Here is a 12,756-nt window from a genome sequence, read left to right as displayed (position 1 = left end):
GCCTGCGCATTTAACGCGTACGCAAGCACCAGGAAGCAATAATGGTGCCATCGGAGAAAACACCGCCGCCCCCCCCCCCCCCCGCAGACAAGGCATCCAATGCCCGAGAAAAACAAAAAAGGCCCACCGTCAGGTGAGCCTCTTTCGTTTGCCAGGAAGATCAGTCGAGACGTGTTCCTCAGGCTTTCGTCTGTTTGATCAACGCTGACCAGTCAATACCGATCACCGGTCCCAGTTCGAAGCCTGAGCCGCTGGAGGCGAGATTTCTATTGTGGTAGCGATCGTGCGCCAACGCATCGGGCCACCTCTCGCCCAACGCCTTGCGAGCCGCTGACGACTGCGCCAGCAGACCCGAATGGATGACCTGTACATGCGGCGTCCAGACCGCCAGATAACCGGCTTGTCCGACACGCAGGCAAAGATCGACGTCACCGAACGCTTCATTGAAATGTTCAACGTCAATACCGTCCGCGGCTTCGAACAATTGCTTCGAGATCATCAGACAGGCAAGGGAGACCGCCGAGCAGTTGTGTTCCACGACCAGTTTGTTGAGGTAACCACTGGAGGTCTTGGGTTCACCAACGAATGCAGAACCCACACCATCGTTGTACCCCAGAATCAGGGCAGACTGAGTCACGCGCCCCTCAACATCGACCAACTTGGCGCCGACCACGCCAACCTCTGGACGTTGAACCTGATTGAGCAAGGTCTCAATCCAGTTGACGTTGATCACTTCGCTGTCAGCGGCCAGCATCAGCAGGTATTCACCCTTGGCATGCTGACTGGCGATGTTGATCATAGCCCCGGAAGCCAGCCCCGGCGCGGCACTGAACAAACGAACGCGACCGGCTTGCTGCCCCTGCCCCTCCAACCAAAGACCCAATGGCGCGGCGTAAGCAGAATCGTCCGCCACCAATACTTCGTAGCGCTGGTAACGGGTTCGTTGCAGCACACTCAGAATGCAGCGCTGCAACGTCGGCAGATCCCGGACGCCATGCAAAATAACCGACACCATCGGCCGCTCGATGAAACGGTAGTCGATTTTGTGCGTGCCTGGCACCAGCGAACCCACGTCAGCCTGATAGCCACGCGCGGCAAGATGGCGCAGCAACGCCTTGCGCTCGTCGGCATTGGTTTGTTCTTCCTGCGCCTGGCAGATCAGTAGCGGTTCGTTCAGATGCGCAAGCCCATCCAGGCCGCCTTGCTCGATCAAACGCAAGAGCAAATCGAATTCGAGCGCTTCCTTGAATTCACGCGAGTAACCGCCCGCCTGAACCATGACATCCCGACGCACCAGCCAATGACGCGCCATCAACGCCGGGCAGTTTTGCAGCAAGTCGAGGTTGAAGCCTGGACGGAAGACATCGGCCAGAGTTCCGTTCTCCTGGCGCTGCAGTTCATCCATTGCTACGGCACGACACTGGGGTGCCGCGAGCAGCTCCAGACTCGCCTGATAGAGACCGCTCGGCGCCAACTCGTCACCGGCTTCAGCAAGGACCATCCAGTCGCAATCGGTCTGACTGACCATCTGATTGATTTTGTCGACGTAGTTGCTCTCATTGACCCTGACGAAATGCAGGGTGTTTTGCAGCGTGGTTTCCGCTGGCAGGTCGCCCGTGGTGAATACGATAATCTTGAACGCTCGGCAGTGGCTGTTGATGACGCTATCGAACGTCGCCTGGAGCTTGAAGATATCGCCCTCCAGATCCAGCAACAGGATGCCGAACACCGGACCGCCTGCGTGGCGCGCCAGATACCGGGAGACGTCCCTGACTTGACTGTCGCTCGGACTGCGCGCCTTAAGCCAGTTGAGCAACTGACCGGTGCGGGTGGCTTCGAACAATTGAACATTGCTCTGCAGCGTTGCAGCCGCCAGACGCTCGCCCCATGCCTGGACGCCCCGCGCCTGCGCCAGCTCGCCTTTGCTTTTAAGTGTGCGCCCCAGCAACTCAACCACTTGCGGGTTGAAGGCGTAGAGCTCAAAGGCTTGACGCAGCCGATCAAGGAAAGGTTCTGCATTGCTATTGCGATGGGTACGCGAAAGCTCACATTGTCTAAGCATCGCCGCCTCCACCCCTTCCAATTGCAGTCGACCTGTTGGCGTGACATGCAGCAGGAATTCGAGCGACGTCAACACCTCGAAAAAAGCCTGGTGATAGAACGGCAACTCGATGTATTGCGTTGGCTCGAAACGACGCACCGGCAAGCCCAGCAGGGAAATCCATTTCGACTCGAACAGCTTCTCGCTAACAGCACCAAACGTGATGCTGTGCCGCTCGTGCAACGCATAGGGAACAGGCAGCACGCGCACCTTGGCACCGGCTGTCAGCCCATCGGAATAACCGTTCCCGCGCGCGCTGGGATTGAAATCCACCGCCAGCGAGGCAAACCATCGCTCAATGATTGCGGTACGGGTAACAGCGCAAGCCAGGGACGGGTAATCGCGATTCAAAATCGCTAGCCGCGCGTCAGCCGAGTCATCGCTGTAGTCCTCGCACCCCTTGCGGTCGCGCAGGTAATAATCGACGCGATCGGCGTGTGCTTCGTAAGCCAGGCTATACCCTTGGCAAGTACCGTAGTCGGCATTGGCCTCAAGGAACTCCAGCGACTCAGTGAGTGCTGCGGGCAGCAGGAAACTCTCGACTTCGGTTACGGCCATATAGGGCGTAGTGATATGCCCGATGGCTTTGCGAACCCGGTAGCTGACGTGTTCAGCACGCGGCGCGGGCACATGCAAATACTGCACACCGGCAAAGCTCTCACTAATGTCGGTGTCCGCGTTCAGCGACGAATCCACCACCAGCACAGCGCACGGCCAGGCACTGTAGTAACGCAACGCACGTCGCAAGGCTCGCGGTTGATCGTGAGCCAGCAGAACCAGGGTAAAACGCTCATTCAACGGAGCAGACGATCCATTCGAGAGATTGCTATGCATATGAATTCCTATAACGAGCGGGTAGCCAGATCAGCGGCATTGCGCTCTTTTGACAATTCGACGTTCAGACGTATCAAGGCAGCCAGCCATCGGCCCAGTACTGCAGGTTATCGCCGCGCAACATGAAGTCGCGCAACACCGTTTCACGCAATTCATCGCCCATCCGATAACTGGCGGCGGGATCCGCCAGGTGCATGCGGATCGCCTGCAGCCATTCGTCCGTGCTGTTGGTGCGAATGCGAGTACACGGCAGATAGCCGCGATAGGCCTCGGTGTCGGAACAGATCACGGGATAACCGCAGGCGCCGTACTCAAGCAAACGCAAGTTGCTTTTGCAGTCGTTGAAAACATGAAACTCCAGCGGTGCGAGCGCTATGTCAAGGTTGAGACTCGCGAGCTTCTGTGGATATGAGGAGAGAACCACACCCGAATGGTATTCATGCACATACGGCTTGAGTGAATCAGGGCACATACCGAAGAACACCCACTCCACTTCATCCGCGAGTTCGCGCACGACGTCGGCGATCAGCTCTAGGTCACCCCGGTGACTGGTGCCCCCACCCCAGCCGATGCGCGGCTTTCCGGAGGTGCCGCGCTGACTGACCAGGTTGCCGAACAGGTGCGGCGCCAGCATGTTCGGCACGACACGAATATCGTGATGCATGTCCGACATGACATTGGCCAGCGCGTGGGTCGAGACCACCACCCGGTCGCACATCCCTACGCCACGGCGCAACAGTGCGGGAAGGTTGCCGGGCAAGTTGCGGCTGTGATCGTTTTTGCTGGGGATATCGGCAATGTAGTCATCCAACTCGAAGATGCGCAGCGCATTCGAATAGGTTTTCACCTGAACGATGTCTTCGATCTTGTTCTCGTTGTAGCGGCCCTGGAACACAACCACATCGGGCGACAGCCGTTCGACTTCAATGATTGACGGCATGTCATACGACACGCGCCCGACGACTCGCCCCGCCCCCTGCAATTCGAACAATGGCTGACTGATACGGTAGTGACCGATGGCAGAGCTGTTGAGAGCCAACCCGAGGATTGACGGCTGACTGCGCACAATCAAAGGATTCCAACCTGTACGCGGACCTGGATCGAGAGCAAAGCTGGCCCCATTCAGATTCAGGTTGCGATTGTAGGCAGGATCGTTAGCAATCTTAGGCAGCCAGCGTTGATAGAACGCCTCCTGCTCCTGCTGCAGTCGCGCCTTCCATGACGCTTCTCGGGGAGCCTCGGTCGCCGGCACCAATACGACACTTGAATAAGGCGTGGTCACGATCAGATAGCCGTTGCTGCCCACGCGCAGGCACAGCTCAAGAGAGTTGATACCCGGTGTGATGATAGCTTGCTCGAAACCACCGACACTCTCCAGCACTTGCCTTCGCACCATCAGGCAGTGACCGCTGACAGCGCTCCAGTTCTGCACCATCTGCTGACGCTGCATGTAGCCGCCAGACATCAACGGCTCGTTGACATACGCCCGACCAGCCAGACCGCCGAACCCCAGCACCAACCCGGCGTCGATCACGTTGCCTTGCAGGCTGAGCGTACGCGGGCCGACGATTCCCACTTCAGGACGCTGCCCGTGATTGAGCATTTCATCCAGCCAGAGCGGGTCATGCACAACTGAGTGTGGACTGAGGAACAACAGGTAGTCGCCACGCGCCTGCCCGGCAGCGAAATTCCTAATCACCGCTTCACTGCCATCCTGCGGGTACGAGAAAATCCTTAATTTGTCGCTCCCCAGCTCGGCCATGCCTTTGAGCCAACGGCGGACATCGTCGCCTTCACTGGCGTTGTCGACAATAATGATCTCGTAACGGGGATAGGCCGTCTGGCTGATCAGGCTGTTGATGCAACGTTCCAGCGCGCTCAGTTCATCCTGAAAACTGACAATGATCGACACCAGAGGTTGCTGCGCGCTCAAATACTCGATGCGCGGAACCAGCTGCATCATCGGACCAGGATGAAGTCGGTGCTCGACACCGATACGCTGCAAATGGGCCGAGATCAGCTTAGGATTTTGCTCGACTACTTCAGGCAGGGACAACCATTGAGCGAAGGTAAACGTCGACTCGACTTGCACCTCGGCGATGTGCGCAATGGCCTGCGGCCCGCCCGCTTCAACCAGCCGCCAGATAAGATCATGAGGCGCCAGTTCACCCTGCGCAGAATCAAAACCGCCCATCTCGACAAAGCGCTGACGTTCGAAGGCCAGGGTCCGGCCGACGTAAGGGTATCCGCGCATCAAATCGAAGTTGAAGTCAGGCTTGAAGATCGGATCCGCAGACTTCCCGTCGACTAACGCACCTTCGTCGCTGTAAACGACGCTCGTGCCGGGCAAACCGACAATCCGGTCGGCAAGCACCAGTAGCGCGGACTCCGTCAAGCAGTCGCCGGAACGCAACAGATAAAACCAGTCCACCCCCTCCATACGTGGCAGCAGCTCATTGAGCTGCCGTGGCCAGTCCGCGTACAAAGCCATTTGCACGACGTGATGATCAGTAACTTGTTGCCCGTTGGACAACAACACGACCGACTCAACCTCATACAATTGACCCGCAATACTGCTCAGCGTGATGTCGAGCGCGTGAGTATCAACGTTGAAGTCGAGGATGACGGGAACAATCTTTGGGCGGTAGGCCAAACGCGCAAACTGTTGCGACAACACTTTCTTTCTCGACGGGAAGAACCGCCGGCAATTGAGCCATTGCGCATAAAGGTCCGCGTAACTTTCAGTGTCGGTCCCCACCTGAAACAGGATGACAGCTTGTCGCGACGCCATAATGTAATAGAGATTCAGCTCTTCCCATTCCCGCGGAACCTTCGTGGTGTCTTCTTCCAGCGACACGTAGCGTATCCAGCCACTGGCGGGAGCCTGTTCACCACTGCGCTGCTCGAGCATCTGCGCCAGCCAGGCCCATTCCACGATGGCGGCGGAAATCGTATCGGGCTGGCGGGAAAAGCGCTCGGGATAAAACCGCTCGAAGCTGCCGACATTGTTCAGCGCGACCAGATTACCGCGGCGTAACAGGCAAATGAACAACGCGAAATCGAGCAACGCCACGAAGCCGGCACCCTCTTGTGCCAACGCCGGCAGCAATGTCTCGATGTCTGAGCGACGCATCAGCGCACCGCTGAACCCCCCCAGAATATTGCGCGGTGTCTGTTCAAAGCTGGCCAACAGGTCTTCACCCTTGAAGATCGCATTGAACCGGGTAAACCCAACGTTCTCCATGCGAACCGGCAAGACGAAATCGTCGGCATCAATGAAGTGAAATCTGTTGACCACCAACAGCACGTCCGCATGATCGACCAGAACTTCCGCCTGCTGGCTAACAGTCTCGGCAAACAACTGGTCGTCATCACACAGAAACTTGATCAACTCGCCCCGGCATTCGCCGAGGCAGTGCAGGATGTTCTGTTGAAACCCCAGGCGCACCGGATTGCGCCGGTAACGCACAAGCACATTCGACTCGGCGATCAAAGACTCGACGATCAGGGCGATTTCGTCCGTATGACAATCGTCACAGATGACGATTTCAAGGTTTTCGTAGGTCTGATCGAGAGCACTTTGCAGTGCCACGCGGAAGAAGCGCGGGTTGAAGGCAGGGATGGCGATGCTGACAAGAGGGGTAGATTTCACACGCGTGACTCTCAACCGGCAAACGTCACTGCTCAAGAAAGCATGACGTTGTGAACCGTAAAAGGTAGAGGATCAGGAGCCGCACACAGGCATGCGCCCCCTGGTCTGGATCAGATTTTGTTGAATAGACCCAATTGCGCGATTTTGCTGAATGCCAACTGCGAAGCTTGCAACATCGTTTGCTGCAGGGTCAGGCGCGTCATCACTTCCGCCGGATCGGAATCGCGGATCGACGATTGCGTCTGCGCATTGGCCAACACCAGCGACTGGTTGGTATCGTTCTGAATTTCCAAAGCCGAACCACGACCACCGACGGAGCTTATCGCGCTGGACAATTGATCGGTGCCGCTGGCCAGGTTGCCGAGACCGGAAGCAAGACCTGCCTGCAGCTTCTGAATCGCGATCGCATCGCCACTGGCAGGTGTATTGAGCACCCCCTTGAGCTGGCTTACGCTGTCCAGTATGTTCTGGGTTTCGTGGGTGTTGACGGCCACGCTGAACTGGTCATTGGCGGACGGTGTACCGCTGACGTTGAAGCTCACACCCGAGGCGGTTGCGACACCGGCGACCACAGTGCCGCTGGACACCGGTTTGCTGTCAGCCGTCAGCGGCGCGGCGTACAGATCGAAAGCGGTGGCACTGGTGAACTTCATCACCGCCGAACCGCTCGGAAAACTGGCCTTGTAATCTGCCGAGTTAGTGATGCTGCTGCCGGTGATCTGCGCCGCCGAAGCATTACCCGGGCTGCGAGTGCCGGTGAAGGTGTCAGGCTTGGCCGACAGCGTGAACGTGTGACCAGGCAACACGGTGCCCGGTACATCGCCCACTTGCAGGTTGATGTTCAGTGTCAGATCCACGCCGCGGAAGCTGACCGCCTGACCGGCCGTGCTTTTCGGATCGAACGCGCCGCCCTGGCTGGCTTCGGCCGTCACGTCATTACCGCCGGAGTCCGTGATTTTCAGCTGGGTACCGCTGACGAACGACACACTGTATGGCTCGCCGCTACGGAACTTGCTGTTGTAGCTGACGTTCGACGACACCTGACCGTTGGACAAAACCACGCGATTGTCGTTGACCGCCGGCGCCGTCATGGTGACTTGGCTGCGGCTGGTGTTTACCGCTTGCTGGAACGCTTCCCAACCGGTGGTATTGGTGGCCATTTTCATGGTGTCTCCCACTGCCAGATCGAGGGTAACCTGATCGCCGTTATAGGCGTAGGTGCCGTCGTCATTGCGCGTGAACGGCACGGTGTCACCCTTGGAGCCGGCGAAAATGTACTTACCGTTCTCATCCTTGCTGTTCATCAGGCTGAGCAGTTGCTCTTCGATCTGGCCCAGTTCCGAAGCGGTGGCTTGACGGTCGGCGTCGGTGTAGCCGGCGTTACCGGCACTGACAGCCAGCTCCTTGGCGCGCTGCAGCACGTTGTTGATGCTGGTCATCACCGCTTCGGCGGTGCCCAGGGTGCCTTTGATCGTGGTGGCGTTGGCCTCGTACTGATCCAGCATCGAAGCCTGCTGACCCAATTGCAGCAAACGCGAGGCGCCGACCGGATCATCTGCCGCGGTGTTGACACGAATCAGGCTGCTGGCCTCTTCGCTGCTCTTGACCACATTGGCGAAGTTTTTCTGATAATTGGCTGCCGAGGACTCGTAAAACTGGCTGGTAGAAATGCGCATGGTTTACGACCCCTTAAAGACTGTTGATCAGTGTGCTGAAGATTTCCTGCGCAGCCTTGATGATCTGCGAGGACGCGGTGTAGTACTGCTGAAACTTGACCAGGTTGCCGGTCTCTTCGTCGAGGTCGACGCCGGACAGCGAATCACGCGCCCCCTTGGCGTTGGCCAGAATGGCGTCGGTGGCCGCGCTGTCGAGTTTGCCCTGTGCCGCTTTCGCACCCACGCCCTCGACCAGCTTGCCGTAGGCGTCGGTGAGGGAGATACCTTTGCTCGCCGAACCGGTATCGACGGTCTGCCTGGTTTGCAAGCCTGCCAACGTGGTGCCGTTGCGGTTGTCCAGAGTACCCGGCTGGCTGAGCGATACGTTGATCGCCGAACCGGAGCTGGGCGAACCGGCAATGGTCATGTCAAAACCGATGGTGTACTGAGTAGCGGGCGCCGGCGGTATAGCCGCACCAGTGGAATCCTTGAGCGGAACGGTCAGGCTCAGCGTGTTGTTCTGACCCGGCTTGATGGTGCCGCTGCTCAGCACCCCACCCTGGGCATCCAGGAGCTGGTAACCCTGACTGGTACCGTCCGCCGAAGGATTACCAAACACCACTTTGACCGGCGTCGAGTACTTCATGCCGTTCTGCATCGCGGTGGTGGTGGTCGCGTCGTAAATATCAAAACTGGTGGTCAGGGTCGGTTGACCGCTGGCCGGGATGGTCAGCGTACCGCTACCGCCTGGAGCAATGGCGGCGCCCAAGGGAGCCGCGATGGCCAGACGCTTGGAGTCGGTCATCTCGGTCTTGATGTTGGCTGCGGCGTTGCGGGTCGGGGTGATCTTGAACGTGTCGCCCGCCGCTGCCGTGCCGTTGGTGAGGTTCAGGGAGAAACCGTCGATCACCGGAGCCGGGTTGGTGGTGGTGCTGAACGCGCCCATGGCGGTGCCTTCGGGCAGACGCTGCACGGTGTAGTCCGTGGCGCTGGTGAAGGTCACGTTGTAATCGTTGATGGTCAGCTTGCCGGTGTCCTCGATGCTGACATCGAAGTTGCCAGAACCGGCGCTGTTGCCGATGGTGGCGGTGCTGCGCGAAGCCATGTTGGCAGCGGTATTGATGCTGGTGAACAGGTTGCCGCCGAAGTCACCGTTCTTGTCGATGCCTTGCGCCTGAATCGTGTTCATCTGATCGGCGACGACCAGGGCGACACGGCCCAGTTCGTTCATCGCCGGATCCAGCACGGTGCTGCGATAACGCAGCAGGCCGCCGATCTCGCCACCGGTAATGCCCGACGTGATGTCGATGGTGCTGGAGCCGTTATTGAGCTGCAGGCCCATACGCGATGGGTCGGTTTTGCTTGGCGTGACTTCCAGCTTGCTTGCCGTGCTGCCCATCACCAGCGGCTGACCGTTGCCTAGGTAGATGTCCATGTTGCTGCCACGTTCGACGACCTGCGCACCGGTAAAGGTCGACAGTTGGCGAATGGTCTCGTTACGCGCGTCGAGCAGCTCGTTGGGCTGGCCACCGGCGCCGGAAATTTCGGAGATCTTCTGGTTCAACTGAGCGACGGTGTTCGCCAGTTTGTTGACCTGATCAGCCATGCTCGCCAGGTTGCCGTTGATGTCCTGGTTCTGCGCGTTCAACTGGCTGGAAACCGAGTTGAAACGTGCGCTCAAGGCTTGCGCATCACTGAGCAGCAGTTGGCGCGACGCATCGTCACCCGGTTTGGCGTTGACGTTCTGCACCGAGGCGAAGAACTTGGTCAGCGCGCCATTGAGGCCGGTGCCGCTGTCGGACAGCAACTTGTCGAGCGGAGTGACCTGACCCAGGTAAGCCGCCGCATCGCTGTTGAGCGAAGTGGTGGTCTGCAACTGGGCGTCGATGTAGCTGTTGTACACCCGGCGCACGTCGGCCAGGGTGGTACCGGTGCCGATCCAGACGTTGCCGTTCTGAATCGAGCTTTTTGAGTTCTGCACGGTTTGCTGGCGCGAGTAGCCGGCCGTATCGACGTTGGCAATGTTGTTGCCCGTCACCATCAAAGAAGATTGGCTAGCGGATAAACCCGACATCCCGATGTTGAGCAAACTCATGGTTCAAACCTTACTTTATGTTTTATAGAGGCGTTGTCGAAACGCCCGCCGCAGCGTAGTTCTGGTTAACGTTCATCTGCTTGGCAATCTGCGAAATCTTGTTTGCGTAGTTCGGGTCGGTGGCGTAACCGGCCTTTTGCAACTCGCGTACAAACTGTTCTGGGTTATCGGCCGACTTCAGCACATCTTGATAGCGATTATTGCTCTGCAGCAAAGTCACCAGATCATGGAAGCTGTCCTTGTACGAGGCGTAGGAACGGAACTCGGCCGTCTCCTTGACCATCGCGCCATTACGGAACTCGCTGGTGATTGCCCGGGCCGAATCACCCTTCCAGTTACTGCTGGCCTTGATGCCGAACAGGTTGTGGCTGCTACTGCCATCCTGTGCGCGCATGACCGATTTGCCCCAACCGGTTTCCAGTGCCGCTTGCGCCACCAGATAACGTGGATCGACACCGATACGGTCAGCCGCTTCCTTGGCCATGGGCAGCATGGTGTTGACGAATTCGTCGGCGGAGCTGAAGGCTTTCTTCGCCGGGGCCAGCGGAATCTGTGCCACCGCACGGCCGTAAACCTGCATCTGCCCGCCGGAAGCCTTATCGGCCTCGGCGCGTGCCAGCCAGTCGCCGTTGTACAACGGACCTGCGCCAGTGGTGGCGGCCGTCGTAGCGCGCTGTGGCAATTGTGTCGCGGCGTTCGTCGCAGTGGCCGACGGCACCAGACCCGCGAGCAGGCGATCAGCCAGTTTCGGTGGCAAAGCCAAACGCCGCTGATTGATCAATGCCATGTCGTTGCGATGGTCCAGTTGCGTGTTCGGCGCATTGACTGAACGCGAGGCCCACAATGGACGTTCGCCATTGAGTCGCGACAACGGGCCATGGGTGGCGACCGTGCCAGCGGCAACCGGCGTTGCCACGGCAGCAGCCTTGGCTTTGGCTTCTTCCTGCTTGGCGGCGGACGCGGCCGCCGCCTCGCCGGACGCCAGGGGCTTGTTCTTCGACATCTGGCGCATCAGCACGTCGGCCAGACCGATACCACCGCCCTCGCGGGACAGCGACACGGCCAGTTGCTGGTCGTACATTTCCTGATACTGCTTGGCCGCCGGCGTGTTGAGCGGATTGTCCTGCCCCAGCGCCTCGGTGGCCGAACGCATCGACTTGAGCATCTCGCCGAGAAACAGCGACTCGAACTCCTGCGCCACTTTGCGCATGTTCGCATCGCTGTCCTTGTCGCCAACCTTGAGCTGGTTCAGGCGATTGAGGTCAGAGTAAGAACCCGAATCGCTGCTACTGACCAGCCCGCTCTTGCGCATGTCCATGGTCGTCGTCCTCAGATCACGATCAGGTCGGCTTGCAACGCGCCGGCCTGCTTCAGTGCTTCAAGGATCGCCATCAAGTCACCCGGCGCCGCGCCGACCTGGTTCACCGCCCGGACGATCTCGTCGAGGGTGGTGCCCGGGCCGAACTTGAACATTGGCTTGGCTTCTTGCTGGGCATTGACCCGCGAGCGCGGCACAACGGCAGTCTGGCCGTTGGACAACGGGCCCGGCTGGCTGACGATCGGGTCTTCGGTGATGGTCACGGTCAGGCTGCCGTGTGTCACGGCGGCTGGCGAGACTTTCACGTTCTGACCGATGACGATGGTGCCGGTACGCGAGTTGATGATGACTTTGGCCACCGCCTGACCGGGGTCGACTTCAAGGTTTTCCAGAATCGACAGATAGTCGACACGCTGGCTCGGGTCGAGCGGTGCGGTGACGCGAACCGATCCACCATCAACGGCCTGCGCCACACCAGGGCCGAGCATGTCGTTGATCTTGTCGACGATGCGCTTGGCAGTGGTGAAGTCAGAACGATTGAGGTTCAGCGTCAGGCTGTTGCCCTGATTGAAACCACTCGGCACCGAACGCTCCACCGACGCACCGCCAGGAATACGACCGGCCGACGGAACGTTGACAGTGATCTTCGAACCGTCGCGACCTTCGGCATCAAAACCGCCCACCACCAGGTTGCCCTGAGCGATGGCGTAGACGTTACCGTCGATACCCTTGAGCGGCGTCAGCAGCAACGTGCCGCCGCGCAGGCTCTTGGAGTTACCGATGGACGAAACGGTGATGTCGACTTGTTGACCCGGTTTGGCAAACGCAGGCAGATCGGCACTCACCGACACCGCCGCGACGTTTTTCAACTGCACGTTGCCCGACCCTGCCGGCACCTTGATGCCGAACTGCGAGAGCATGTTGTTGAAGGTCTGCAGGGTGAACGGCGTTTGCGTCGTCTGGTCACCGGTGCCATTCAGCCCGACCACCAGGCCATAGCCGATCAACTGGTTGGAACGCACGCCCGAAATACTGGCGATGTCCTTCAACCGTTCGGCTTGTGCATTGAAGGCCGCCGACAACAAAAACGCGGCCACCATA

Annotated in this window: 6 protein-coding genes; all 6 read right to left on the bottom strand. The window is 58.9% G+C overall.

The window, feature by feature from the left end:
* Nucleotides 1-178: 178 nt before the first annotated feature.
* The 6 genes from ACIOWA_RS09600 to ACIOWA_RS09575 all read right to left on the bottom strand — a co-directional run bounded on the left by ACIOWA_RS09600 (nt 179) and on the right by ACIOWA_RS09575 (nt 12,755).
* On the bottom strand, nt 179-2,935 hold the full coding sequence (locus ACIOWA_RS09600) for a TIGR00180 family glycosyltransferase (protein ID WP_401159455.1): 2,757 nt from the start codon (nt 2,933-2,935) through the stop codon (nt 179-181).
* 73 nt (nt 2,936-3,008) lie between these two features.
* A complete protein-coding gene (locus ACIOWA_RS09595) occupies nt 3,009-6,587 on the bottom strand; it encodes a glycosyltransferase (RefSeq protein ID WP_401159453.1) in 3,579 nt (1,192 codons plus the stop codon).
* A 110-nt stretch (nt 6,588-6,697) separates the two neighbouring features.
* Entirely contained in the window at nt 6,698-8,263 is a 1,566-nt protein-coding gene (locus ACIOWA_RS09590; RefSeq protein WP_401159450.1) for a flagellar hook-associated protein 3, read from the bottom strand.
* Between the two features lie 13 nt (nt 8,264-8,276).
* Nucleotides 8,277-10,337, bottom strand: a complete 2,061-nt coding sequence (flgK, locus tag ACIOWA_RS09585; protein WP_401159448.1) for a flagellar hook-associated protein FlgK — start codon at nt 10,335-10,337, stop codon at nt 8,277-8,279.
* A 22-nt stretch (nt 10,338-10,359) separates the two neighbouring features.
* A complete protein-coding gene (flgJ, locus tag ACIOWA_RS09580) occupies nt 10,360-11,655 on the bottom strand; it encodes a flagellar assembly peptidoglycan hydrolase FlgJ (RefSeq protein WP_401159446.1) in 1,296 nt (431 codons plus the stop codon).
* A gap of 11 nt (nt 11,656-11,666) precedes the next feature.
* Nucleotides 11,667-12,755, bottom strand: coding sequence for a flagellar basal body P-ring protein FlgI (locus tag ACIOWA_RS09575; protein WP_221732045.1), 1,089 nt, complete (start codon nt 12,753-12,755; stop codon nt 11,667-11,669).
* Nucleotide 12,756: the final 1 nt, after the last annotated feature.

The organism is Pseudomonas sp. NPDC087614 (genome assembly GCF_044743485.1).
In the GTDB taxonomy this organism is placed as follows: domain Bacteria; phylum Pseudomonadota; class Gammaproteobacteria; order Pseudomonadales; family Pseudomonadaceae; genus Aquipseudomonas; species Aquipseudomonas baetica_A.
Note: the sequence above shows the minus strand (reverse complement) of the source record. Positions and strands in the feature narration are given on the sequence as shown.